General features: G+C 70.8%; 15 protein-coding genes. 9 read left to right on the top strand and 6 right to left on the bottom strand.

Going from position 1 to position 25883, the window contains the following annotated elements:
• Positions 1 to 5: 5 nt before the first annotated feature.
• Together ACIOGX_RS17165 and ACIOGX_RS17160 are read left to right on the top strand one after the other, a co-directional pair.
• The gene (locus tag ACIOGX_RS17165) at positions 6 to 1163 is read left to right on the top strand and encodes an acyl-CoA dehydrogenase family protein (protein WP_401914001.1); all 1158 of its coding nucleotides are present in this window, start codon (positions 6 to 8) and stop codon (positions 1161 to 1163) included.
• Positions 1160 to 1558, top strand: a complete 399-nt coding sequence (locus ACIOGX_RS17160; RefSeq protein WP_383964937.1) for a RidA family protein — start codon at positions 1160 to 1162, stop codon at positions 1556 to 1558. Before ACIOGX_RS17165 ends, ACIOGX_RS17160 begins: the two co-directional genes overlap by 4 nt.
• A 204-nt stretch (positions 1559 to 1762) precedes the next feature.
• Here ACIOGX_RS17160 and ACIOGX_RS17155 read toward each other — a convergent pair whose 3' ends face one another.
• Positions 1763 to 3448, bottom strand: a complete 1686-nt coding sequence (locus tag ACIOGX_RS17155) for a hypothetical protein (RefSeq protein WP_401913998.1) — start codon at positions 3446 to 3448, stop codon at positions 1763 to 1765.
• 304 nt (positions 3449 to 3752) lie between these two features.
• Between ACIOGX_RS17155 and ACIOGX_RS17150 the strand changes: the two genes are divergently transcribed.
• Positions 3753 to 7115 carry a S8 family peptidase gene (locus tag ACIOGX_RS17150; RefSeq protein WP_401913996.1) on the top strand — a complete coding sequence of 1121 codons (3363 nt, stop codon included), beginning with the start codon at positions 3753 to 3755 and terminating at the stop codon, positions 7113 to 7115.
• Positions 7116 to 7517: 402 nt separating this feature from the next.
• The gene (locus ACIOGX_RS17145) at positions 7518 to 7718 is read left to right on the top strand and encodes a hypothetical protein (protein ID WP_129768814.1); all 201 of its coding nucleotides are present in this window, start codon (positions 7518 to 7520) and stop codon (positions 7716 to 7718) included.
• 101 nt (positions 7719 to 7819) lie between these two features.
• On the opposite strand, the gene ACIOGX_RS17140 is transcribed toward ACIOGX_RS17145, so the two are convergent.
• Positions 7820 to 9349: a UDP-N-acetylglucosamine 1-carboxyvinyltransferase gene (locus tag ACIOGX_RS17140; protein ID WP_129768815.1), complete on the bottom strand. Its 1530-nt coding sequence runs from the start codon at positions 9347 to 9349 to the stop codon at positions 7820 to 7822.
• Positions 9350 to 9600: 251 nt separating this feature from the next.
• Positions 9601 to 11211 (bottom strand): alkaline phosphatase D family protein, encoded by a 1611-nt coding sequence (locus ACIOGX_RS17135; RefSeq protein WP_356511648.1) that lies wholly within the window; start codon positions 11209 to 11211, stop codon positions 9601 to 9603.
• Positions 11212 to 11609: 398 nt separating this feature from the next.
• On the opposite strand from ACIOGX_RS17135, the gene ACIOGX_RS17130 reads away from it, so the two are divergent.
• The 5 genes from ACIOGX_RS17130 to ACIOGX_RS17110 are packed head-to-tail and all read left to right on the top strand — an operon-like array spanning position 11610 to position 22117.
• Complete coding sequence (locus tag ACIOGX_RS17130) at positions 11610 to 14651, top strand: family 78 glycoside hydrolase catalytic domain (RefSeq protein WP_401913992.1); 3042 nt, start codon at positions 11610 to 11612, stop codon at positions 14649 to 14651.
• Positions 14648 to 15958, top strand: coding sequence for an extracellular solute-binding protein (locus ACIOGX_RS17125; protein WP_401913989.1), 1311 nt, complete (start codon positions 14648 to 14650; stop codon positions 15956 to 15958). Before ACIOGX_RS17130 ends, ACIOGX_RS17125 begins: the two co-directional genes overlap by 4 nt.
• On the top strand, positions 15955 to 16941 hold the full coding sequence (locus ACIOGX_RS17120) for a carbohydrate ABC transporter permease (RefSeq protein ID WP_401913987.1): 987 nt from the start codon (positions 15955 to 15957) through the stop codon (positions 16939 to 16941). Before ACIOGX_RS17125 ends, ACIOGX_RS17120 begins: the two co-directional genes overlap by 4 nt.
• A complete protein-coding gene (locus tag ACIOGX_RS17115; RefSeq protein WP_356511641.1) occupies positions 16938 to 17804 on the top strand; it encodes a carbohydrate ABC transporter permease in 867 nt (288 codons plus the stop codon). The genes ACIOGX_RS17120 and ACIOGX_RS17115 overlap by 4 nt, the downstream gene beginning before the upstream one ends.
• Before the next feature lie 47 nt (positions 17805 to 17851).
• Positions 17852 to 22117, top strand: a complete 4266-nt coding sequence (locus tag ACIOGX_RS17110) for a glycosyl hydrolase (protein ID WP_401913983.1) — start codon at positions 17852 to 17854, stop codon at positions 22115 to 22117.
• 97 nt (positions 22118 to 22214) lie between these two features.
• On the opposite strand, the gene ACIOGX_RS17105 is transcribed toward ACIOGX_RS17110, so the two are convergent.
• The 3 genes from ACIOGX_RS17105 to ACIOGX_RS17095 form a co-directional block, all read right to left on the bottom strand.
• Positions 22215 to 23666, bottom strand: a complete 1452-nt coding sequence (locus ACIOGX_RS17105; RefSeq protein ID WP_401913981.1) for an FGGY family carbohydrate kinase — start codon at positions 23664 to 23666, stop codon at positions 22215 to 22217.
• A 110-nt stretch (positions 23667 to 23776) separates the two neighbouring features.
• Positions 23777 to 24793 (bottom strand): 2-hydroxyacid dehydrogenase, encoded by a 1017-nt coding sequence (locus ACIOGX_RS17100; protein ID WP_401913979.1) that lies wholly within the window; start codon positions 24791 to 24793, stop codon positions 23777 to 23779.
• Positions 24794 to 24907: 114 nt separating this feature from the next.
• Positions 24908 to 25693 (bottom strand): DeoR/GlpR family DNA-binding transcription regulator, encoded by a 786-nt coding sequence (locus ACIOGX_RS17095; protein WP_129768821.1) that lies wholly within the window; start codon positions 25691 to 25693, stop codon positions 24908 to 24910.
• Positions 25694 to 25883: the final 190 nt, after the last annotated feature.

The following is a 25883-nucleotide window of genomic DNA, read 5'->3' as shown; positions in this document are numbered from 1 at the left end:
CCCGGATGCCCGTATTCTCGCTCGATCCGGTACAGACCGACTGGTGCGCGCGGCTGCGCGCCCTCGCCGTGGAACGGCTGCGCCCGATCGCCGACCGGGGCGAACCCGGCGAGGTGAACCGTCCGTTGATCGCCGCCCTCGGTGAACTCGGCCTGTTGGAGCGGCTGTTCGGGGCCGGTGCGCTGGAACTGTGCCTGCTGCGCGAGTCCCTCGCCCAGGGCTGTACGGAGGCCGAGACCGCGCTCGCGCTCCAGGGCCTCGGCGCGTACCCGCTCGTCCTGGCGGGGAGCGGCGGGCAGCGCGCACGGTGGCTGCCCGAGGTGCGCGCGGGGCGGGCCGTGGCGGCGTTCGCGCTCAGTGAGCCGGGCGCCGGATCCGATGCCGCCGCGCTCGCCCTGCGGGCCGTCCCGGACGGCGACGGCTGGCTGCTGACCGGCGAGAAACGCTGGATCTCGAACGCCCCCGACGCCGACTTCTACACCGTCTTCGCCCGCACGGACGCCGGGGACGGGGGCGGTGGGGGCGCCGGGGCCCGCGGGGTCACGGCCTTCCTCGTCCCCGCCGACCGTCCCGGGCTCACCGGCACCCCGATCGAGATGCTCTCGCCGCACCCCATCGGCGCGCTCGCCTTCGACTCCGTACCCGTGACCGGCGACGATGTCCTCGGCGAGGTGGACCACGGCTTCCGGGTGGCCATGACCACCCTCAACCTGTTCCGTCCCAGCGTCGGTGCCTTCGCCGTCGGCATGGCCCAGGCCGCGCTGGACGCGGCCCTGGAACACACCGCGGAACGCAGGGCGTTCGGCGGCCCGCTCAGCCGACTCCAGTCGGTGGCGCACCAGATCGCGGAGATGGCGACCCGTACCGAGGCGGCGCGGCTGCTGGTGTACGCGGCGGCCACGGCGTACGACACGGGCGCCCCCGACGTGCCGCGGCGCTCGGCCATGGCGAAGCTGTTCGCCACCGAGACCGCGCAGTACGTCGTCGACGCCGCCGTCCAGTTGCACGGCGCCCGCGCCCTCCAGCGCGGCCATCCGCTGGAGCATCTCTACCGCGAGGTCCGGGCGCCGCGGATCTACGAGGGCGCCACGGAGGTCCAGCGCACCATCATCGCCAGGGAGTTGTACGGTTCCTCGCACGCGGAACGGGAGGGGGTCCGATGAGCCTGGAGCGCCTCAACCCCGCCGGGCTCTCGCCCGCGACCGGCTTCTCGCACGCCGTCTCCGCCACCGGTGGGCGGCTGGTCCTGCTGGCCGGACAGACCGCGCTCGACGCGGCGGGCGCCGTCGTGGGGGACACCCTGCCCGCCCAGTTCGAGACGGCGCTCGGCAATCTCCTCACGGCCCTCGCGGCGGCGGGCGGCGGCCCGGCGGATCTCGCGCGGGTGACCGTGTACGCGACCGATGTCGCGGACTACCGGGCCCACGTGGCCGAACTCGGCCTGATCTGGCGCCGGCTGGCCGGGCGTGACTATCCCGCGATGGCGGTGATCGGGGTCGTACGGCTCTGGGACGAACAGGCGCTGGTCGAGCTGGACGGTATCGCCGTACTGCCCTGACCGGCGCGGCCGTTGGCGCGCGCCGCCCGCCGCGCGGAGGCCCTCCGGCCGATCGTCGTCGGCCCCGCGAGGGGGCTGTTCGCGGGACCACCGGCCCCCACGAACAGCCCCCTCGGGTCGCTCACCCGACAGGTGACTCACCCCTCAGGTCACTCACCGTCGGTTCACTTACCGTCAATTCACTTACCGTCAGGTCACTTACCGTCAGGTCGGGATGGGCTTGGTCCGTGTGCAGTTCTTCCACTCCACCCAGGGCCGGGCGCCGCCGCTCTGCGGGCCGGTGGCGTAGGTCGGGTCGCCGGTGATGGTCTGGTTCTTCTCCTCGTGGGTGATGTCGATGCCGAAGAGTTTGAAGCCGAGGCTGACCTGTCCGGCGGAGATGCCGAAGCCGATGCCGAGTGAGGCGTTCCACCAGTCGGTGTTGGCGTTGTAGTCGAGCCGGGAGAGTTTGCCCTTGTCGTGCATCAGGCGCTCGATGGGTCCCGCGTCGTCGTCCAGTGCTTCGGCGGCGTCGGAGGGGGTGGGGAGCGGGTTGCTGGCGGGGGCGTCGCCGCGTCCGCGGAGCCAGTCCTCGACGGCGGTGCTGTCGGTGTCGTTGTCGAGGGTGACCTCGGCGGACTCGGTGTGGATCTTCGACTGGACGGTTCCGCCGCCGCCCCCGACGTCGATCGTCACCGGACCGGCGTTGGCTCCCGCGCCGGTCTGGATGCCGGGGCCGTCTCCGGATTCCTGGCTGGTGGTGATCGTCAGTTTCTGCGGGTGGTGCGGTTTGTCGTCCTTCTCCTCCTGGTCGTAGGCCGCCGCGTCGTAGGTGACCGCGACCTGCTGCATCCTGCTGCCCTTGGCCTGGGCGACCCCGCCCGCCGTGCCGCTGACGGAGAAGGTGTAGACGAAGGTGATCTTCCCGGCGTCCGGGCCGGTCTTGGCGCGCATGACGACCACGTCCTCGGTCATCGCGCCCGAGAGCCCCTCGAAGGAGATGCTGCCGAGGTCCTTGGGGCCGTCGGCGCCCTTGCCGTCCTTACCGCCCTTGGTGTCCTTGCCGCTCTTGCCGTTGCTCTTGAAGGTCTTTCCGAAGCTCACACCACCGGACGCCTCGGTGGAGGTCTTGGTGATGTCGACGTCGGGCGCCTTCTCCGGTTCGAGGTCGGGCTTCTTCTTGCCCGCGTGGTAGCCGCAGATCATCCCCAGCTCGGAGGAGCGCGGACCGGCGGGCCTGCTGTTGCACTCGCCCTGTGCCTTGAGGTATTCGGTGAACTGCTGGGCGTCTTCGAGGTTGGCCGCCAGATCCGCCTGGGGATCGCCGCTCTTGTTCCCGTTGAAGAGCCACTGCCCGCCGCTGCCGCTGCCCTTCACATAGCTGCCGCTCAGCGAGGCGCTGCCGCCCCAGTCCTTCAGTCCCGGGATGCCGGCGGAGATGCTCGCCGTGACGCCGGCTCCGCTCTCGGTCACGCGCTCCAGGGTGACGGTGCCGTCGGACCACTGCTGGAGTTTGACCGTCTCCGAGCTGCTGATCTTGATGAAGAGGATCTGGATGACGACGGTGGTCTTGGTCTGGTCCTGGGACAGCAGACACTTCGCGGGCTCGAACGGGTCGCCGTTGGGCACGAACGGGTCGCCGGGACCCCCGTCCCCGTCGCCCCCGCCGCCGTCCCCGTCGTCCTCGTAGTCGCCGGAGGAGCAGGCTTCGGCGCCGCTCAGCGGGTGAAGTATTCGGCAGACCGCGCTCTTCAGCCCGGTCGCCTCGTCGGTGGGCACGCTGAGCCCGACGATCGCCGCCACGACCAGGGACACCACCCCGACCATCGCCGCGTACTCGGCCCCGCTCTGACCCCGGTCGCGACGTGGCGGGGGGCCGAGTATGTGGTCATGCGCATGCCATCTGCGCAACCGTACGGCACCTTTCATCAGTTCTCCTCGCGCACGTCGTCTGCTGTTTCCCCCCGGAGTCTCCGCAGCCTAGGGATGGGTCCGGGCCCAAGCGCAGGGCCCCCGGGCCCAGTTGAGGGCCCACCCGCACCGCTCGTGGCTGATCATCGCCGTCAAAAGTGGCGTCAATTCGACCGTGGTGCGGATGAACCCCATGAGGCGGCCTTCCGTCTTCCGTGCCGACGCGGTTCCGGTTGATCAGCACCCTCCCGGTATGCGTCGCTTCGGGGGTTCTTCGACACAACACCTCACCTTTGGGGGAGAGTTGCTCAGAAACAGCAGCAGGGCGGGCGCGGCCATGGTGGCGGCGCTGCTCACCGCGGGCCTGACGACGGGCGTCGCCACGGGAGCCGCGTCCGACGCCGCACCGGCCGGCGACAGCGCGGAGGCGTTCGCCGCGAAGGCGCGGCAGGCGAAGGGCGAGTCGTCTGTCGTCACCCTGATCACCGGTGACCGCGTCCATGTCGACGCCAAGGGCCGGGTGGCGCGGGTGGAGCCGGCCAAGGGCCGCGAGAACATCCGAATAACCGTCAACCGGATCGCCGGCGCCACGTACGTGCTGCCCTCCGACGCGTCCCGGCTGGTGGCCCAGGGCAAGCTGGACCGGCGGCTGTTCAATGTCAGCCAGCTCATCAAGGACCGCTACGACGACGCGCACCGCGCGACGCTCCCGCTGATCGTGTCGTACGCCACGGCCGCCGGGGACAAGGCGCGGGCGAAGTCGGCCATCTCGGCCGCGGACGTCTCGGTACGCCGGGCCCTGCCCGCGGTCAAGGGCGAGGCCGTGACCGCGCCCAAGAACGGTACGGCCGAGGTGTGGCAGGCCCTCACCGCGGCCGGCGAGCGGCGGGGCGAGCAGCGTACGGTCGCGCAGGGCATCGAGCGCGTATGGCTGGACGGCAAGCGCCGGGCGAGCCTGGACAAGAGCGTTCCGCAGATCGGCGCGCCCGCCGCCTGGAAGGCCGGATACGACGGCAAGGGCGTGAAGATCGCCGTCCTGGACACCGGCGTGGACGAGACCCATCCCGACCTCAAGGGTGTGGAACTGGCCCAGAAGGACTTCTCCGGCGCGGGCAACACCGTCGACCACTTCGGCCACGGCACGCATGTCGCGTCCACCGCCGCGGGCTCCGGTGCCAAGTCCGGCGGCACGTTCAAGGGGGTCGCGCCCGGCGCGAAGATCCTCGACGGCAAGGTGCTGGACGATTCCGGATTCGGCGAGGACTCCGGCATCATCGCGGGCATGCAGTGGGCCGCCGACCAGGGCGCGAAGGTGGCCAACCTCAGCCTCGGCGGCGGGGACACGGCGGAGACGGACCCGCTGGAGACGGCGGTCGACAAGCTCTCCGCCGAGAAGGGCATCCTCTTCGTCATCGCCGCGGGCAACGACGGCCCCGGCGCCTCGACGATCGGCTCGCCCGGCAGCGCGGCCTCCGCGCTCACCGTCGGGGCGGTCGACCGCGCCGACCAGATCGCGGACTTCTCCAGCGTGGGCCCGACGGCCGACGGCTCGCTGAAGCCGGACATCACCGCGCCCGGGGTGGACATCGTCGCGGCGAAGGCGGCCCAGGGACAGATCGGTGACCCGGCCGCCGACGGCTATGTGTCGATGTCGGGCACCTCGATGGCGACCCCGCATGTCGCGGGCGCCGCCGCTCTCCTCGCCCAGCAGCACCCGGACTGGACGGGGCAGCGGATCAAGCAGACGCTGACCGCCTCGGCCAAGCCCGGCACCGGACTGACGGCCCATCAGCAGGGCACCGGCCGTGCCGATGTGGCCAGGGCGATCACCCAGACGGTGGCGAGCGAGCAGACCTCGCTGGGCTTCGGCACCCAGCAGTGGCCGCACACCGACGACAAGCCGGTGACCAAGTCGATCACCTACCGCAACAGCGGAACGAAGCCGGTCACCCTCGACCTGTCGGTGGCGACCATCGGCCCCAAGGGCAAGCCCGCCCCGGCCGGTTTCTTCGCGCTCGGCGCGAAGCAGGTCACCGTCCCCGCAGGCGGCACCGCCGAGGTCGCGCTGACCGCGGACACCCGCGTCGGCACCCTGGACGGCACGTACTCCGGCGCGGTCACCGCCAAGGCGACCGAGGGCGGCCAGCAGGCCCGTACGTCGTTCGCGGTGACCCGCGAGGTCGAGTCGTACGACCTCACGATGAAGTTCGTCGACACCAAGGGCAAGCCCGCGCAGGCCGAGACCACCGTCTACGGCCTCGGCGCCGACTTCTGGGAGAACCCGTACGACACCGACGGCGACGGCATCGCCAAGATCCGGGTCCCCAAGGGCGTGTACACGCTCGACGCACCGGTCCAGACCCCCAGGGGCGGCGACACGCCTCCGGACATCGCGCTGATGGTCCAGCCGAAGTTCTCGGTCACCAAGAACGCCACGGTCACCTTCGACGCCCGCAAGGCGAAGCCGGTCTCGATCACGGCGCCGGACTCCGCCAAGCTGCTCGACACGTATCTCAACTACACCATTGACTCGGGGAGCAACTCCTTCGGCAGCACCTGGTTCCTGCCCTCGTTCCAGGGCTTCCGTACCGCGCAGCTCGGCGCTGCACTGCCCGCCAAGGAGTTCAGCAACCAGCTGGGCGGCACCTGGCAGAAGGGCAGCACCAGCTACAACCTGCTCTACAACCGCGCCGGTTCGATGTACACCGGCTTCACCCACATTGCGTCCAAGAGCGAACTGGCCCTGGTGAACATCAAGACCGGCGCCTCGGCCAAGGGCCGCAAGGGCACGGTCAACCCGTTCTGGAGCAAGGACGAAACGTTCGGGGTCGGCACGGTCACCCAGCCGTTCGCCCTCCCGACCACGGCGAAGACATACGTCACCGCTCCCCAGGGCTTCCAGTGGGAGTTCAACATCGGCCAGGACGGCACGGGCGAGGAGGGCGGCGTGTACCTCCAGTCCGACCCGCCCCGCGCGTACCAGGCGAAGAAGACCTACGAGAAGACGTACAACGTCGGTGTCTTCAGCCCGAAGGTGGACGCGAACAACACCGCGCAGCGCCTGGGTGAGGAAATGGCCGTCTGCATCCCGGAGTTCACCGACGGAGCCGGTCACTTCGGCCAGTCGGAGGTCTCCAAGCAGCGCACGCTGATCACCGTCGACGGCAAGAACGTCCTCGACGAGAAGGACGCCCTCTGCCAGTTCATCGCCGGTCTGCCCGCGAAGTCCGCCGCGTACCGCATCAGCACGGACGCGTCGCGCTCCACCAAGGTCGCCGGTGTCAGCACCCGTGTCACCGCGGCGTGGACGTTCGCCTCGAAGAAGCCCGCCGATGACACCATCGTGAACCTTCCGCTCTCCACCGTCCGCTTCGCCCCGAAGCTGGACCTGGGCAGCACCGCGGCGGCGGGCAAGAAGCTCACCGTTCCGCTGACCCTTGAGGGCCCGGCGTCGGGCAAGGGCTTCAAGTCCCTGTCCGTGCAGGTCTCCTACGACGGTGGGACCACGTGGGCGAAGGCCCCGGTGACCACCGGCAAGGACGGCAAGAAGAGCCTGTCGCTGAGCCACCCGAAGACGGCCAAGTCGGTCTCGTTCAAGGCGAAGCTCACCGACAAGAACGGCAACACCTACGAGACGACCATCGTGAAGGCGTACCTGCTGAAGTAGCGCGCCGAGCTGTGTGACCCGTAGTCGGCCGCGCCCGGGGGATGAACGTCCTTCCCCGGGCGCGGCGTTGCGCGTGCCACCCCCGCCCGAGAGGGTGTGACCTCGGTCACACAAGCGTGGAGATATGTGTATACGGCATCACCGTGCGGCCGGTGCCGGCGATGAGGTTTCTCATGGCATCGGCTGACGGATGTCATGGAGATAGCTGATAAATGTCATGGTGCCGGAATAGCATCGGAATTCCCCGCTCCATTTAATTGTGATCCGCGTCATACTCGCTCAGTTCGAATAGATGCTTGTATCTCTCCCCAGGTGAGTCCGGGTCGTAAAGGGCTGCGCATCCATCCCTTTCCCCGGCCGCCTTCCGCATGTCCACCGCACATTCCTCATGGGGAGGGACACATGATCGAAGACAAGTTCAACGCGCAGATGGAGAGTCTCGGCGGGCTCACCGAGGAGACCCCCGGCTGGCTGGCGCACGAGGCGTCGCCGGTTCTGGCCACGCCGGCCCTCGCCTTCACCGGAGGCGCGGCTCTCGTCACGGGTGCCTACGCCCTCGGCAAGGTCGTGGGTGCCGCTCAGCCCACCGGCCTGATCCGATAGCGATAGCGGCAGCGAAAGCGATCCGCATCAATGCGAGAAACCCCGCCGGCCCGGAGATGATTCCGGGGCCGGCGGGGTCCGTATGAGTCCGCGCATTCCGATTAAATGTCGCGGAAGATCTCGATCTGCGCGCCCACGGAATTCAGCCGCTCCGCCAGATCCTCGTAACCGCGGTTGATGACATACACATTGCGGAGTACGGACGTACCCTCCGCCGCCATCATCGCCAGCAGGACGACCACGGCGGGCCGCAGGGCCGGCGGGCACATCATCTCGGCCGCGCGCCAGCGGGTCGGGCCCTCGACCAGGACGCGATGGGGGTCGAGGAGCTGGAGCCGGCCGCCGAGGCGGTTGAGGTCCGTGAGGTAGATGGCGCGGTTGTCGTAGACCCAGTCATGGATCAGGGTCTGGCCCTGCGCCACCGCCGCGATGGCCGCGAAGAACGGCACGTTGTCGATGTTCAGCCCGGGGAACGGCATCGGGTGGATCTTGTCGATCGGCGCTTCCAGCTTGGACGGCCGCACGGTCAGGTCCACCAGACGGGTACGCCCGTTGTCGGCGGAGTACTCGGTGGTGCGGTCGTGGTCGAGCCCCATCTCCTCCAGCACCGCGAGCTCGATCTCCAGGAACTCGATCGGGACCCGGCGGATCGTCAGCTTGGACTCGGTGACCACGGCGGCGGCGATCAGGCTCATCGCCTCGACCGGGTCCTCGGAGGGGGAGTAGTCGACGTCCACGTCGATGGACGGCACACCGTGCACGGTCAGGGTGGTCGAGCCGATGCCGTCGACCCGGACGCCCAGCGCTTCGAGGAAGAAGCACAGGTCCTGGACCATGTAGTTGGACGAGGCGTTGCGGATGACGGTCGTGCCGTCGTGGCGTGCGGCGGCCAGCAGCGCGTTCTCGGTGACGGTGTCCCCGCGCTCGGTCAGTACGATCGGGCGGTCCGGCGAGATCGAGTGGTCCACCTGGGCGTGGTAGAGGCCCTCGGTCGCGGCGATGTCCAGCCCGAACCGGCGCAGCGCGATCATGTGCGGCTCGATCGTGCGCGTGCCGAGGTCGCAGCCGCCCGCGTACGGCAGCCGGAAGGTGTCCATCCGGTGCAGCAGCGGGCCGAGGAACATGATGATGGAGCGGGTACGGCGGGCCGCCTCGGCGTCGATCGCCTCCATGTCCAGCTCGGCGGGGGGCGAGATCTCCAGGTCGACGCCGTCGTTGATCCAGCGGGTGCGTACGCCGATGGAGTTGAGCACCTCCAGGAGCCGGAAGACCTCCTCGATGCGCGCGACCCGGCGCAGCACCGTGCGCCCCTTGTTGAGCAGCGAACCGCAGAGCAGTGCCACGCACGCGTTCTTGCTCGTCTTGACGTCGATGGAGCCGGAGAGCCGGCGTCCGCCGACCACCCGCAGATGCATGGGCCCGGCGTAGCCGAGGGACACGATCTCACTGTCGAGCGCCTCACCGATGCGCGCGATCATCTCAAGGCTGATGTTCTGGTTACCGCGCTCGATGCGGTTCACGGCGCTCTGGCTGGTGGCCAGAGCCTCGGCGAGCTGACTCTGTGTCCAGCCACGATGCTGACGTGCGTCACGGATGAGCTTGCCGATGCGTACGAGGTAGTCGTCTGCCATAGGGGAAGATTATCTCAGGTGTGAGATAAGCGCCCTGCGGGGGTGAGCTGCCCGGGTGACGACCACCCGGGCGGATCTCCGGAGGCTGATCCCCGGGGACGGAACCCCGGGGACGGAATCTCCGGGGACCGATCCGGGACGGATCCCCGCGGGACGGGCCGAGGGCGGCCACCCACGCTCCGATGGTGGGAGCCGGGGGCCGCCCCGGCAACCGCAGCGCCGCCGTACGGGTCAGTACGGCTGACGTGCCGTCAGGCGCGCTGGAGCCCCGGCCGTCCGGCCTCGGTGAGATAGGAGATCCGGGTCGACACGGGCGCGCCGGGCCGGGTGACGTAGGGCAGCACCTTGAAGTCGGCGCGGCACGACTCCCGCGTGGCCGTGCAGCGGACATAGCCGCGCTGGTAGTTGGTGAACTCGATGTGCGAGTTGGCCGCGAGCAGGCTCGCCCCCGAGGGGTCCAGATCCATGCCGTCCATCTTGGTGGAGATGGAGGTGCCGACGAATTCGACGCCGACGGTGGGGGAGTCCGGGTCGTCGAAGTCCCGCTTGAGGTTGGCGGCGAGATGGCGGTGCATATCGCCGGTGAGCACGACGGGGTTGCTCACCCGGCGCGCGGCGATCTCGTCGAACAGCCGCTGCCGCGAGGCCGCGTATCCGTCCCAGAAGTCCATCACGAACGCCTGGCCGGCGCCGGGGTCGGTGTCGACCTGGTTCATCGGGATCTGCTGCGGGATGAAGTTCCAGGTCGTTCCCGAGCGGCCGAGGCTGTTGTAGAGCCAGCTCTCCTGCTCGGCGCCGAGGATGCTGCGGTCGGGTTCGAGGCGCTCGTCGCAGCCGCTCTTCGTGCCGTCACCACAGGGCTGGTCATCGCGGAACAGCCGGGTGTCAAGGATATGGAACGAGGCCATCCGCCCGTAGCCCAGCTTGCGGTACAGCCGGGCCTCGAAGCCCCTCGGCTTGTTGGGCAGGCGCAGCGGCAGATGCTCGTAGTACGCCTGGAACGCGGCGGCGGCGCGCTGCCGGAACACCGCCGGGTCCTGGTCCGGCTCGTTGTCGAGCTTGGAGATGTCGCCCGCCCAGTTGTCCTCCACCTCGTGGTCGTCCCAGACGACGGCGAACGGGTGGGCCTGGTGAGCGGCGATCAGGTCCTGGTCGAAGCGGTGCAGCGCGTGCCGGTTCCGGTACTGGGCGAGGTCCATCGGCTCGGGGCGCAGCTCGGCGGCGACGGGGACCTGGCGTACGCCGCCCATCGCGTCGATGGGGTTCTCGTAGATGTAGTCGCCGAGATGCAGGATGAGATCGACGTCCTCCTGCGCGAGATGGCGATAGGCGGTGTAGAAGCCCTCGAACCACGCCTGGCAGGAGACGAAGGCGAAGTTCAGCTCCTTGGGCCGGCTGTGCGGCGAGGGCGCGGTGCGGGTGCGGCCGACGGGGCTGATCACGCCGCCGGCGCTGAAGCGGTAGTAGTACTGCCGGCCGGACTGAAGGCCCGTCAGTTCGACATGGACCGAGTGGGCGAGCTCCGCCACCGCCTTGGTCCGTCCCCGGCGTACGACACGCCGGAAGCGTTCGTCCTCGGCGACCTCCCAGAGGACCGTGACCGCGTGGGGCGGCATGCCGCCGTTGCCATCGGGGGCGAGGGGGTGAGGCGCGAGGCGGGTCCACAGGACGAATCCGTCCGGCCAGGGGTCGCCGGACGCGACCCCCAGGGTGAAGGGGTCCTCAGTGAACCGCTCGGCGGCTCCGGCCCGGCCGGCCGACAGGGTGCCGGCGGCGAACGCCAACGCGAGCGTTCCCGAGGCGCCGAGCATCGCGCGTCGCCCCAACCCTCTGGATCTGTCGATCCCACTGTTCAGTGGCATGGATGCTGGTCCGTTCCGTCGTGCGGGATCCCCGCCCGAGCCGAGGTACTCGAAGGGGTATCGACGCTTGATTTAACGTCCGTTCATGTTGTAATCACACGGTGAATATCACATGAGAATAACGGGGTACAAGAGCACCCGCTGTGGGGCTACAGCGCTTGTCGTAGGCGACTGTAAGGGCCTCCCGAGCGAAGATCGATTGCGGCATGAGATGGCTAATGCGCACCTCGGTAACACTCTTGACACCTCTTGCGAGGGGCTCATAGTCTCCACGCCACAGAATTCACGTTAGATTTCACATTCGAAGATGGTCGTCTTCACGCCGTACACGTGACGACGAGCAGACGAACTGACGAACAGTCGACGTCGACGCGCCGCTCCCGGCGCGAAGGAAGGACGTGCTCGTGTCCCTGCGGCCCTACGCCCTGCGATGCGACCACCGCGCCACCCCGCTCGGCATCGACGAGGCCGCGCCCCTGTTCTCCTGGCGGCTCGCGTCCGCGCGCCGGGGCGACGCGCCCCTCGCGTACCGCGTACGGGTCGCCGACCGGGCCGAGGACCTGGACGAGGGCGGTCAGCCCCTGTGGGACACCGGCCGGGTCGAGGACCCGGACGCGATCGGGGCCGTCTACACCGGCCCCGCGCTCACGTCCCGTACGCGTTACCACTGGCGGGTCGCCGTCTGGCCGGCCGCGACGGATCCGGGCGACAGAGGCCCCGCCGGGACCGATCCGGGCGGAAGGGATCCGGGCGCTCCCGTCGAGGAGACGTCCTGGTTCGAGACCGCGTTCCGCGGCGCGGACGAGTGGCGTGCCTCATGGATCGGCCACGATCCCCGCCCGATCCCGGTCATGGACGCGCCGACCGAGGGCGAACGCGCCCTGGACGACCACGGTCTCGCCCCCTGCCCCCTGCTGCGGCGCGCCTTCACCGGCCCCGCCGCCCTCCGCGCCCGGCTCTATGTCAGCGCGCGCGGCCTGTACGAGGTCCGCCTCAACGGCACCCGGGTCGGCGACGCGGAACTCGCGCCCGGCTGGACCGACTACACCCGCCGCGTCCAGTACCAGACGTACGACGTGACCGAACTGGTCCGCGACGGCGAGAACGTCCTCGCCGCGACCCTCGCCGACGGCTGGTGGAGCGGGTTCGTCGGCTTCGAGCCCCGCAGAGCGGGCGCCCACTACGGCGCGTTCCCGCAGTTCCTGGCGGAGCTTCACATCGACCACGCCGACGGCCGTACCACCACGATCGTCACCGACGACACCTGGCGTACCCGCACCGGCGAGATCCGCCACGCCGACCTGCTCATGGGGGAGTGCCACGATCTGCGGCACGCGGCCGACGGCTGGGATCTGCCCGGCTTCGACGACACGGAGTGGTCACCGGCACAGATCACGGACACCGGCCATCACCTTCTTGTGGCGTCCGTCGACGAACCGGTACGGGCCACGACCGCCCTGCGCCCCCGCTCCATCACCCGCGTCCCCCACGACGACGACGGTGTCGCGGCCGACGGTGGACACGACACCCCTCCCGGCCGCCGGCACGACACCCATATCGTCGACTTCGGCCAGAACCTGGCCGGCCGGGTACGCCTCCGCGTCGCCGGACTCGCCCCCGGCGCGCGGGTGGTCCTACGCCACGCCGAGGCGCTGGACGAGACGGGCCGCCTCTACACCGCGAACCTGCGCACCGCCGCCGCCACCGACGTACTGATCGGTGACGGCCGTGAACACCTCGTCTTCGAGCCGCGCTTCACGTACCACGGGTTCCGTTTCGTGGAGATCAGCGGAGTGCCGCGGCTGTACGACTCCGATGTCGTCGCCGTGGCGCTGCACAGCGACACACCATGGTCCGGCGCGTTCGACTGCTCCGACCCCGACATCCGCCGGCTCCACGACTGTGTGGTCTGGGGACAGCGCTCGAACTTCGTCAGTGTGCCCACGGACTGCCCGCAGCGCGACGAACGGCTCGGCTGGCTCGCCGACGCGCAGGTCTTCCTGCCGACCGCCGCCCTCAACGCCGATGTCGCCGCGTTCTTCACCAAGTGGCTGCGCGACATCGAGGACGCCCGCACCCCCGAGGGCGGTTTCACCAATGTGGCCCCGCGCCTCACCGGCGTCGCCGACGAGGGTGCCCCCGGCTGGGGCGACGCGGGCGTGATCATCCCCTGGCATCTGTACCGCACCTACGACGACCCGCGCTTCCTCTCCCGCGCGCTGCCCGCCATGCGCGCCTGGGTCGATCTGATCCACCGTCACAACCCGGACCTCATCTGGCGCCGGCAGGTCGGGCCGCACTTCTCCGACTGGCTCGCCCCCGGGGTTCCGACCCCGCGCGAGGTCATCGCCACCGCCTACTTCGCGCACAGCACCCACCTCACCGCGAGCGCCGCCGAGGTGCTGGGACTCCCGGAGGTGGCGCGCGACCACCACCGGCTGGCCGCGGACATCCGTACCGCCTTCACCGAACGGTTCGTGACGACCGACAAGAACGCGGAAGGCGAGACCACCGTACGGATCGCGGGCGACACCCAGACCGGCTATCTCGTCGCCCTCGCCTTCGGCCTGCTGCCCGAGGACGCGACCGGCCCCGCGGCCCAGCGGCTCGCCGAACTCGTCGAGGCGGCCGGGCCCGCGCTCCAGACCGGCTTCCTCGGCGTCGCGCTCGCCGCGCCCGTGCTGGACGCGTACGGCCGCGCCGATCTGGCACACGCCCTGCTGCGCCGTACCGACGTGCCCTCATGGCTGTTCCCGCTGCGCCACGGCGCCACCACCATCTGGGAGCGCTGGGACGGCTGGACACCCGATACGGGGTTCCGCGCCCCCTCGATGAACTCCTTCAACCACTACGCGCTCGGCTCGATCGGTGAATGGCTCTACCGGGGCGTCGCCGGACTCGACCAGAGCCCGGATTCCACCGGATACCGGCGGCTGCTGATCCGGCCACGGCCCGGCGGACTCGGCCACGCGAGCGCGGGCTACGAATCCGCCCGGGGCACCGTCGCGGTGCGCTGGGAACGCCACGACCACACCATCGGCCTGCGCGTCCAGGTCCCGCCGGGCGCGAGCGCCGAGGTGCACGTACCGACCGACGACCACGGCTCCGTCCGTGAATCGGGCGCGGTCCCGGTGGACGGCGAGCACCTCACGCTCCTCGCAACCATCCCCGCCACCGACAGCACCGCCGCCACCGACAGCGCCACCACGGACAGCGCCGACACCGCCTCCGACCCCCGCACCGCCACCGCCTCCGGACACTCCGTCTACCGCGTCGGCTCGGGCGTCTACCGCTTCACCGCGTCGTACCCCTCGCGTCCCACGTACCCCTCGCGTCCCACGGGCGGGTACCCCACGGCGCCCGTCGCGAGCGCCGCGCCCCGACGTGCTCCAAGCCCGGCGGCGTCGCTCGCCGGATCCCACGAGGAGGACACACCATGACCACGGGTTCCCGCAGCCTGCCGGCGTCTGTCCCGGGCACGGTCAGCCGCCGGGGGTTCCTCCGCGCCGGCGGCGGGGTCGCCGCCCTGGCCGCGCTCCCCCCGCTGCTCACCGCGTGCTCCGGCTCCGGCGGTTCCGACAAGGTGCGTGTCGTCGGCGTCGCCGACCAGCAGAAGCCCATAGAGGAACTGCTCGCGCTCTACCGCGAGAGCCACCCCGAACCCGCCTTCTCCACCTCCTTCGCCCCCACCGACCAGGTGCAGACGGTCGTACGCACCCAGCTCGCCGGCGGCAACGCCCCCGATGTGCATGTGCTGTACCCCGGCAGCGGCAGCGCGATGTCCATGGTCGAACTCGCCAAGGCGGGACTGCTCACCGACCTCGGCGGACAGAAGTGGACCCGGAGCATCCCGAAGAACTTCGACCCCGCCTACCGCCACGACGGCAAGACCTATCTCTACTCGGCGGGCAGCAGCGTCATCGGCGCCATCTACAACAAGAAGGCCTTCGCCACGGCGGGCGTCCAGCCGCCGAAGACCTGGAGCGAACTGCTCGACGTCTGCGCCCGGCTCAAGGCCAAGGGCATAGTGCCGATCGCGCTCGGCGCCCAGACCCCGTGGGTCACCCAGCTCATCAGCTACGCGCTGGTCCCCAACGCCGTCTACGCCAAGACCCCGGGCTTCAACGCCGACATGGCGGCGGGCCGGGCCACCTTCGCCGGCTCGGGATGGGCCGACGCGATGGGCAAGTACCAGGAACTCCAGCGCAAGGGCTTCTTCAACGACAACCCCAACGGCACCACCTACGAACAGCAGACCTCGCTGGTCGCGAGCGGGAAGGCGGCCATGGCCGTCCAGGTCTCGGCGGTGCTCGCCAACTTCCGGCAGGCCACGCCCACCCCCGACGACCTCGGCATGTTCCCCTTCCCCGGCGGGGACAACGCCGCCGAGCCGTGGATCCCGGCGGGCATCGTCGTCGGCCTCGGCGTCGCCGCCCACGCCAAGAACCCGGCCGAGGCCAAGGCGTTCATCGAATTCCTCGGGCAGCAGCAGAACATCAACCGCTGGGCGACGGCCGTCTCGGCGATCCCCTTCACCCGCGACGCCACCACAAAGATCGACCCCGCCCTGGCCGACTTCCTGCCCATCATCGACGCCGACCACGCCGTTCCCTTCATGGACCAGAGCTGGCCCAACGCCGAGGTCCAGCCCGCCCACTTCGCCGCCGTACAGGATCTGCTCGCGGGGAAGACGGACGTCGCCGGCGCGCTGGCGACGATGGACCAGGCGTACGGGAAGAAATCGTGAACTCCTTTCCGGACACGGCCACGTCCGGCCGCGAGGAGCCGGGCGCGGCGGTCGGCGCGGGGCCCGTGAAGAGCGGCGCACCCGCTCCGGCGGGACGGACCGGGCGCCATCGCGACGCCACCGTCCCGCCCTGGGCCTTCGTCGTCCCCGCGCTCCTCGTGTACGCCGTGGTCGTCCTCTACCCGAGCCTCGCCGGGGTGGTGTACGCCTTCACCGACTGGTCCGGCATCGGCGACTTCGCCTTCGTCGGCCTGGACAACTTCCGTACCCTGCTGGACGACGACCGCGCCCTGGAATCCGTCCGCAACACCCTGCTGCTCACCCTCGCGGTGGTCGTCGTCCAGAACGGCATCGGCCTGCTGCTCGCGCTCGGCGTGAACGCCAACATCAAGTCCCGGTCGCTGCTCCGGGTGATCTTCTTCGCGCCCGCCGTCGTCAGCCCCGTCATGGTCGCCTTCCTGTGGAAGTACGTCTACAACCCGGACAACGGCGCCGGGCTGAACGGCATCCTCGGCGCACTCGGCCTCGGCGGGCTCCGTCAGGACTGGCTCGGCAACCCCTCGCTCGCCCTCTGGTCCGTCGCCGCCATGGTCGTCTGGCAGTACGCCGGATACTCGATGGTCATCTTCCTCGCCGGCCTCCAGGGCGTGCCCGCCGAACTCCACGAGGCCGCCCGCATCGACGGCGCGGGCACCTGGCAGCGCTTCCGCTATGTCACCTGGCCGCTGCTGGCCCCGGCGCTGACCATCAACCTCATGCTGTCGACCATCGGCGGCCTCAAGCTCTTCGACCAGGTCTACGCGGCCACCAACGGCGGCCCCGGCACCTCGAGCGAGACGCTCTCGACCGTGCTGTACAAAGAGGCCTTCGTCTTCGGGAAGTTCGGCTACAGCACCGCCGTGGCGCTCGTCCTCGCGCTGTTCGTCGCCGCCGTCTCCCTCGTCCAGCTCCGGTATCTGCGCGCCCGGGAGGTCACCGCGTGAGCGCCACCGTCACCACGACCGCCCGCAGCACGCCCCGCAAGCGCCGTCCCCGGTACGGCGGTTATGTCCTGGAACTGGTCATGGCCGCCGCCGCGGTGGTGTTCCTGTTCCCGGTGTACGCGCTCGTCACGCTGGCTATGAAGGACCCGGCGCAGATCGCGGAGTCGCCGCTGTCCCCGCCCGCGCCGCCCACCTTCGCCAACTTCGGCAACGCGTGGTCCTCCGCCTCCCTCGGACCCGCCCTGCTCAACAGCACGATCATCACCGTCACCAGCCTGCTGCTGCTGATCGTCCTCGGCTCCACCGGTGCCTACTACCTCGCGCGGTGCGCTCGCGGACTCGGCTACGGGCTGTACGTCCTCTTCCTGCTGGGCATCGTGCTGCCTTTCCAGCTCGGCATGATCCCGCTGTACAAACTCGTCGACGACCTGGGCTGGCTCGGCACGTACCACGGCATGGTCCTCTTCTACACGGGCATCCAGCTGCCGTTCACGGTCTTCCTCTACACGGGGTTCATCCGCGCCCTGCCCCAGGACTACGCGCAGGCCGCGCTCATCGACGGCTGCAACCACCGCCAGGCGTTCACCCGGATCGTCTTCCCGCTGCTGCGGCCGATCACCGGCACCGTGATCATCCTGAACGCGGTCTTCATCTGGAACGACTTCTTCACCCCGCTGCTGTACCTCGGCGGATCCGGCAAGGAGACCGTCCCCGTGGGCGTGTTCTCGTTCGTGGGCCAGTACGTCTCCGACTACGGCCTGGTGTTCGCCGGGCTGGCGCTGGCCGCCCTGCCGATCCTCGTGGTCTTCCTGCTGCTCCAGCGTTATGTGATCAAGGGCTTCGAGGGCGGGCTCAAGGGCTGACGGCCGAAGAGCCAAACGGCCGGGAACCAAAGGCTGAGGAACATCTCATGACGTACGTAGGACCCTCCCTCCCCACAAGCATCGCGGAGGTCCTGACCGAACCGCCGCGCGCGTTCTCGCCCACCGCCATCTGGTGGTGGAGCGGGGAACGGCTCGACCGTGCGCGCCTGCGCGACCAGCTCGAACGCTTCGCGGAGGGCGGGGTGTTCAACCTCGTCCTGCTCAACCTCGCACCGTCGGGCCCGCTGTTCGGCTCCGACGCCGACGACCCGCCGTTCCTCTCCGACGCCTGGTGGGCGCTGCTCGAAGGGGTCTGCGACGACGCCCGCGACCTGGGCATCGGGCTCTGGTTCTACGATCAGCTCGGATTCTCCGGAGCCGACCTCCAGGCCCGTCTGGTCGATGAGCGACCCCGGTACGCGGGCCGCCGGCTCGACCGCGTACGCGCGGTGGTCGACGGCCCCGGCGAACTGCGCTGCCCCGCCCACGCGCTGCCGCTGGCGGGCCTCGCGGAACGGGTCGACGGCGACGGAACCCCCACCGGTCCCGCGATCCCGCTCCCGCTCGTCGCGGACGGACGGGCCGCGATCGTACGGACGCCCGGCCCCGGACGGTGGCGGCTGACGCTCCATCACCACACCGCCCTCGGCTTCGACTACCTCGGCGCGGACGCCTGCGCGGCGCTGCTGGCGGGGGTGCACGGCGAGTTCGAGCGGCGGCTCGGCGACCGCCTCGGCACCGTCGTCGTCGGCTCGTTCCAGGACGAACTGCCCTCCCTGCCCACCTGGTCGACGGAGTTCGCCGACACCTTCCGGCGGCAGCGCGGCTACGACCTCGTACCGCATCTGGACGCCCTGTACGAGGACGGCGCGGACCGCCCCGACGTCCACCGGATCCGCCACGACTACCATCTGACCCGCGCCGAACTCGCCGAAGCCGCCTTCTTCCGCCCGCTCGCCGCCTGGCACGAGCGGCACGGGCTGGTCGTCGGCTGCGACCAGCAGGACCCGGCCCGCGCCGGACACCCGGTCGCCGGAGTCGAGCTGTACGCCGACTACGCCCGTACCCACCGCTGGTTCTCCGCGCCCGGCTCCGACCACCACGGGGACGCCCGGATCCACTCCTCCCTCGCCCATCTGTACGGCAGGCCCCGTACCTGGATCGAGGCATTCCACTCCACCGGCTGGGGCGGCACGCTGGAGGAGACCTACGACTGGCTCCTGCCGTGGCTGCGCGCCGGCGCGACCCTCTACAACCCGCACGCCGTCTACTACACGACCAAGGGCGGCTGGTGGGAGTGGGCGCCGCCGGGCACCGACTGGCGTCAGCCGTACTGGACGCACCATCGCGTCTTCGCCGACGCCGTCACCCGGCTGTGCGCGATCCTCAGCCTCGGCAGCCATCTGTGCGACACCGCGATCCTGCTGCCCACGACCACCGCCCAGACCGGCGCGGCACTCGACGGCGTGTCCGCCGACGCGCGCAGGGCCCAGGCGGTCTATCTCGAACTCGTCGGGGACATGACGTGGTTCAGGACCGTGCCGGGGGTGGCCGACCGGCTGGGTCTGGACGCCGATGTGATCGACGACGACTCCCTCGCCCGCGCCCAGGTCAGGGACGTGGGAGCGGGGACAGCGGGGACACGGCTGTGCGTGGCGGGCGAGAGCTACGCGAGGGTCGTGCTGCCCGCGTGCACGGCGCTCGAAGAGGACACCGCGCTCCGCCTCATCGAATTCGCCTCGGGGGGAGGGGAGCTGATCGCGATCGGCGCGCTCCCCGAGCATGTCATCGGCCGGGACGGCGCAGCGGGACCGGACAAGGTACGGGACGAACTGCGCGCGTGCTTCGCCGACGGCCGCGCGGTCCTCGTCCCCACGGCGGACGGTCTGGGCGAGGCGCTGCGGCGGGAACGGGACCCGGGACAGGGCCTGGGGCGGGCCGGAACGGAACCGGTCGTACGGGCATCCGTTCCCGCGCTCGCGCGCCGGGTGGACGACGCGACGGTGGTGTTCCTGACCGCGGCCTCCTTCGACGCGCCTCGCGCGACCCGGGCGGCGGTCGCCGCTCCCGACGAACGGGGCGCCGCACAGGGCTGGATCGACGCTCGTTACGACTTCGACCCCGGGCGCTATGTGCGGCAGGCACACGTGCGGGTCCGGGATGTGAAGGGACCGGCCGTACTGCTCGATCCCTTCGGCGGTGAGCCGCGTACCGTACCGGTCCGGGCCGCCGAGGACGACGAACGGGCCGTGGAGGCCGTGGTGCCGTTCGACCGCGGGCCCGCGGTGGTCCTGGTCTTTCCGACGCGGACGGCGGAGCGCACGGGGGGCGGGGACCCAGATCCGGTCACGGGCGGCGCGGCCCGTACGGCAGGCACGGCTCGTACGGCGGACACGACGGACACAGCGGGCACGGCAGGTACGGCAGGTACGCCGAGGGCGGTACGCACGGTGGCCGAGGTCCCGCCGGACGCCGAGTGGGACATGACGCTGGTCCCGACCATGGACAACACCTGGGGCGACTTCGCGCGGCCCGCGACAGTCCCGTCCGGCGGAGTCGGCGGTCCTGGCGGTTCCGGCGGTGCTGCCGCTCCCGTTGGCGCCGGTGAGCGCCAGCGTCATGCCGTCGTCGAGTGCCGTACCTTCCGGCGGGGCCGCGCGGGCGACCCGGCCCGGCCGAGGGCACACGCCACCTTCGGGCCCCACGCACTCCTGCTCGACGGCGACGGCGACGGCAGTGCCGATGGCAGTGGCGACGGCGGATCGGTGCTCGAATGGTCCGACACCCGGGGCATCCACAAGGACCCGATCCACCGTGACGTCCTCGGCCCCAAGGGGCATGTGCCCGAGGAGTTCGTACGGATCGGCCCGACCGCCGCCGGGACGGTGGCACGCGTCCGGACCGAACTGCTCCTGGACGACGCCTTCGACGGACATCTGGCGATCGGGGCCGCGGCGGCGAAGACGGTACGGCTCGGGGGCGTCCCCGTCGCACTGGACGACGGCGGCCATCTCGCCCTGGGGCCGGTACGGCTCGCGCCCGGCGGCCATCTCCTCGAACTCGACCTGACACCTAATCAGGACATCGATCTGCGCGCGCACGTGGCGCTCGTCCGCGATCCGGAGCGCTACCGCCGTCCCGAGTGGATCCTCGCGCCCGGTGGCCGCGCCTCCGTGGCGACGACCCTCACCGTGACAGATCTTCCCGGCCGGGCGATCGTCCAGATCGCGGCGCGGGGGCGCTGCGTCCTGCGCGTCAACGGTCATGTGGTCGGCATACAGGGCGGATTCGACCCGTACGCCCAACACGCCGTGCCGCGCGTACGACGGCACGACATCGCGTCGGCCCTGCGGATCGGCGTCAACCAGCTGGCGGTGGAGACGGATGACGGTGAGGACCCCGCCGTCCTGGTGGACGCGGCCCTCTACGACGTCCATGGCCGGTGCGTGACGACCGTGCACAGTGACGGCACATGGCGGGCCGAGCGCGCCGGTGAACAGCTGCCGGTCGTGGTGCGCCGGGAACAGGTGGGGGATCCGGCCGCGCTGTATCTGCGCCGTCGGCCGCATCCGCTCCCGGGCGCCGCCTGGCTGGACCCGGACGCCGACGACGGCACGGTCGTACCGGTCGGCTTCGCCGTTCCCGGAGCCCAGCCGGACGTGGAGTGGTTCCGGTGCGAACTCCCGCCGGGTGCGGACCGGTTGACGGCCGTCACGCGAGGCGCGACCGCTGTGTTTCTCGACGGTCGCGAACACACCGTGACATCCGTGGACGGCAGTGGACCCAACAGCGGCGCTGTGGCCGGCACACATACCGTGACCGTCGATCTGTCGGCCGGCGGCCCCTCCGGGACCCGGACCGCCACGCTCCGGGTGGAGACCCGCCCCGGCCACCAGGGCGGCGCCGCGCTCGCGGGCCCCGTGCGGTGCGAGGTCGGCCCCGGGCGGATCCGCACCGGGGACTGGGAATCACGCGGCCTCGCCGAGTACAGCGGCGGTGTGCGCTACAGCCGCGTGATGACCCTGGGCGGCGGTACCGGCCAGGTCTCGCTCGATCTGGGGCGCGTACGCGGCACGGCGGAGGTACGGGTCGACGGCGTCACCGCCGGGGTGCGGGTGTGCTCTCCGTACGTCTTCGATCTGACGGGGCTGGCCAGGCCGGGGGAGCGTACGGTCGAGATCACCGTGTTCGGCACGCTCGCCCCGTACCTGGACGCCACGAGCCCGACCCACTTCGTCTTCCCCGGGCAGCGCGTCACCGGCCTGATGGGCCCCGTACGGCTGATCACCGGCCCGCCGGGACCCACCCCGTGAACGTCCGCTCGCCCCGTGAACGCCCCCCGTGAACGTCCGCGCACCCCGTGAATGTCCGCCCCCGCCCCTGTGAACGTCCGCGCGGGCCGGCCGCCGCTCAGTGGGCCGCGGCCGGCCCCCGCCACCGGGCACGCGCGCTTCCGACCCTGAACAGATAGTCGGCATAGGCCTGTTCGTAGAACGCGACGCCCGCCGGATCCGGGTCCACCACGGCGTCGGGCGCCGTCCACGCCGCGCCGTCCAGGCTCTGTCCCAGCTCCGCTCCGCGGGCCTCGACCGCGGCCAGCACGGCGCCGCGCGCGCCCGGCTCCGGCCCCCGCGCGACCCGCAGCGGGCGGCCGAGGACATCCGCGAACAGCCGCAGCCAGGCGAGGCTGCGCGTCCCGCCCCCGCACACGGCCAACTCGCCGGTGAGCCCCGCGGCCTCCAGACAGTGCCGCGCCGCGAACGCGATCGCCTCGCACATGCCCCGCACCAGATCCTCGCGCGAGGCCCGCAGATCGAGACCGGTGAACTCCGCGCGCGCGGTGGGGTCGACGAACGGCGCGCGTTCGCCCGACGGTGACAGATAGGGCAGCGCGGCGACCCCCCGGGCGCCGCGCGGGGTCGCGTCCAGGATGCCGGAGACCTGGTCGTGGGTGGTGCCGGTGAGATCGAGCACCCAGTCGAGCGCGACCGTACCGGTCATCGCGGGCAGCGCCCGCATATGGCGGTCGGGCCGGGCCAGCGCGAGATGGAAGCCGACGGGGTCGTCGTCGAACGCGACCCGCTCGACCACGACTTGGCACGCCAGAGTGGTACCGACGATCAGCAGCCCGTCGCCGGGCTCGGTCACGCCCGCGCCGATCGCGCTCGCGGGAAGGTCGTAGGGACCGGAGGTGACGGGGGTACCGCGCGACAGGCCCGGGGTGCGGCCATGGGCCTCGCCGTACGGCAGGGTCGCCGCGATGGGCGGCAGCAGCCCCGCGCGGTGCTCCACCCCGAGGGCCGCGAGCGCCTCGGGGGAGTAGGTCCGGGTGCGCGGATCGAGGAACGGAACGGACGCGTCCGAGAGATCGGTGGCGCGCTCGCCGGTGAGACGCAACTGGACGACGTCCTTGCAGCACGCGGCGGTCGTGGCGGCGTCCAGGGACTCCGGCTCGTTGCGGTCGAGCCACGCCAGCAGAGGCCCGGGGGAGCCGGGGAAGAGCACGTTCCCCGTACGCCGGTACATCTGTTCCGCGGTGCCGTCGTCCATCCACCCCGCGACGAGACCACCGGCCCTGCCGTCCATCCACGACAGGGCGGGGCGTACGGCGCGACCCTCGGCGTCGACCAGCCACAGGCCGTCGCCCTGACCGGTGATCGCGACCAGGGCGGGCGCGCGTCCGCCGGTCACCGAGCCGAGGACGTCGGTGGCGGCGAGGACCACCTCTTCGACGTCCTGCTCGACACCGTCCCCCCGGCCGCCGAGCGAGATCGGCTTCGATTCCACCCGCAGTGCCGTGCCGTCCTCGGCGAAGGCCGCGGCCTTGACGATCGAGGTTCCCATGTCCAGTCCGACGAACACCCTGTCTCCTCCGGTCGATGCGGCGAGCGTGACGAGCGTTCACAAGACGTCACACAACAGCGTGCGACGTACAGGTGAGGCCAGGCGACGTACTGTCAAACGGCGCGCGGTCAGATCACACGATGGGCGAGCGGTTCCCCGCGCAGGAACCGGCCCACCTCCGCGGCGGCGATACGCGCCGCGTTGTGCGCGACCGAGATGTTCGCCCCGGCCAGATGGGGCGTCATGACCAGACGGGGAGCGGTACGCAGCCGGGAGTCCGCGGGCGGCGGCTCCACGGCGAACACATCCAGCCCCGCCGCCGCGAGCCGGCCCGACTCCAGCGCGTCGCAGAGCGCGTCCTCGTTCAGGAGCGCGCCCCGCGCGCAGTTGACCACCACCGCGCCCTCGGGCAGCAGGGCGAGTTCGCGGGCGCCGAGCAGCCCGCGTGTCTCGGGCGTGAGCCGCGCGTGGAGCGAGACGACATCGGAGCGGCGCAGCAGTTCGTCCAGGTCGGCGACGGGCGTGCCGGACGCGCGCAGCGTGTCCGGGTCGGCGTACGGGTCGTAGAGACAGACCCGCGCGCCGAGGGCGGTCAGCGCGCGGGCCACCCGGCTGCCGACGGCGCCGCAGCCGATGAGCCCGACGGTCGCCCCGTCCAGACCGGGACCGCAGTTGTCGTACGTGTAGAACTCGCCCGCCCAGCGGCCCGCCGCGAGCGCCGCCGAGGTCTCCGGGATCCGGCGCATCGCGGCCAGCAGCAGCCCGACGGTGTACTCGGCGGTGGCCGCCGCGTTGCGGCCGGGAGTGTTGCACACCTGGACGCCGCGCTCCTTCGCCGCGTCGAGGTTGACGTTGACCGGGCCGCCCCTGCCGACGACGACCAGCCGCAGATCGGGCGAGCCGTCCAGCACCTTGCGGGTCACCGGGGCCATCTGCGTGACACACACGCGCGCCCCGCGCAGCGCGGTGAGGAGGGTGTCCTCGTCACCGGACGCCTCGTCGACCTCGGAGACCGGCCCGAACGGCGTCAGCGGCCAGGGGAGGCGCAGTTGGCCGATGCTGTGGTCCGTGCCGATCTCGGCCGTCAGCTCCCGGGTGAACAGATCGGGGGCGACGAAGTGGTCGCCGGCGGCGAGGATTCTCATCGTTGAGGTCTCCTTGACGATCGGGGCGGGACGGGACTGGCGGGCGGACGGGGACTGGAGGGGGGCCGGGACTGGACGGGGGCCGGGACCGGAGGGGGGGGCCGGGGGCCGGGCTCAGGTCTCGGCGACCTCGTAGTGGACGCCGCTCTCGTCGAGGGAGCGCAGCACCTCGGGCGGGGTGCGGTCGTCGACCAGTATCAGGTCGAACGTCGACAGCGGGGTCAGCCGGTGCAGCGCGGTGCGGCCGAGTTTGGAGTGGTCGATCATCAGCACATTGCGGCCCGCGGCTTTGAGCATCGCGCGCTTGACGGCGACGATGCGCTGTTCCTGGTGGAAGGCGAAGTCGCCGTAGACGGACGAGGTGGAGACGAAACACATGTCGACCCGCAGCGCCTCGACGGCCTCCACACAGGGCACCCCGAGGAAGGAGTCGTGCAGGGGGTCGTAGTCGCCGCCCAGGGCCATCAGATGGATGCCGCGTTCACCGGCGAGCAGATTCAGCGCTTCCCGGAAGTTGGTGACGACGGTCAGCGGTTCGATACGGGGCAGGAGCCTGGCCAGTTCCAGCACGGTGGTCGAGTCGTCGATCATCACCGACATCCCCGGGTCGATCAGCGTCGCGGCCTTCGCGGCGAGCGCCTCCTTCTCCGGCCGCATGGACTTCTTGCGGTAGGCGACATTGCTCTCGAACACCCCGGAGGGCTGCGCGGTGACACCCCCGCGGAATTTCCGCAGGACGCCCTCGCTCTCCAGTTCGTCGATATCGCGGTAGATCGTCATCACGCTCACGCCGAACCGCTCCGCCAGGTCCGACGCCGATGCCGAGCCCTCGGTCAGCACATGGTCGGAGATCTCCCGGCGGCGCTCTATGGGACCCCGCTGGCTCTTGTCCTGTGACATTCCTCGGTCCTGTTCACCTCATGAATAACATGAAGCCCTGAGGTTATAACATAGATTGTTGAGGTACCGTTCGGCAGTCTTCACCACGGTCGATGGCCTGGTCAACCCGTCCGGCACCGCGTCAGCCCGTTCCTTACCAGGTGAGACGTGGAGTCCGGATTCATGAAGCCGTACCGAAGCCCTCAATGGA

Origin of the sequence: Streptomyces sp. NPDC088147 (genome assembly GCF_044741565.1) — a bacterium.
In the GTDB taxonomy this organism is placed as follows: domain Bacteria; phylum Actinomycetota; class Actinomycetes; order Streptomycetales; family Streptomycetaceae; genus Streptomyces.
The sequence above is the reverse complement of the archived record's forward strand: the minus strand, read 5'-3'. Positions and strand labels throughout refer to the sequence as shown.

Bases quoted from the DNA above. Each gene is read 5' to 3' on its own strand.
- ACIOGX_RS17165 (WP_401914001.1), top strand. From the start codon at position 6: ATGCCCGTATTCTCGCTCGATCCGGTACAGACCGACTGGTGCGCGCGG.
- ACIOGX_RS17160 (WP_383964937.1), top strand. From the start codon at position 1,160: ATGAGCCTGGAGCGCCTCAACCCCGCCGGGCTCTCGCCCGCGACCGGC.
- ACIOGX_RS17145 (WP_129768814.1), top strand. From the start codon at position 7,518: ATGATCGAAGACAAGTTCAACGCGCAGATGGAGAGTCTCGGCGGGCTC.
- ACIOGX_RS17140 (WP_129768815.1), bottom strand. From the start codon at position 9,349: ATGGCAGACGACTACCTCGTACGCATCGGCAAGCTCATCCGTGACGCA.
- ACIOGX_RS17135 (WP_356511648.1), bottom strand. From the start codon at position 11,211: ATGCCACTGAACAGTGGGATCGACAGATCCAGAGGGTTGGGGCGACGC.
- ACIOGX_RS17125 (WP_401913989.1), top strand. From the start codon at position 14,648: ATGACCACGGGTTCCCGCAGCCTGCCGGCGTCTGTCCCGGGCACGGTC.
- ACIOGX_RS17110 (WP_401913983.1), top strand. From the start codon at position 17,852: ATGACGTACGTAGGACCCTCCCTCCCCACAAGCATCGCGGAGGTCCTG.
- ACIOGX_RS17100 (WP_401913979.1), bottom strand. From the start codon at position 24,793: ATGAGAATCCTCGCCGCCGGCGACCACTTCGTCGCCCCCGATCTGTTC.
- ACIOGX_RS17095 (WP_129768821.1), bottom strand. From the start codon at position 25,693: ATGTCACAGGACAAGAGCCAGCGGGGTCCCATAGAGCGCCGCCGGGAG.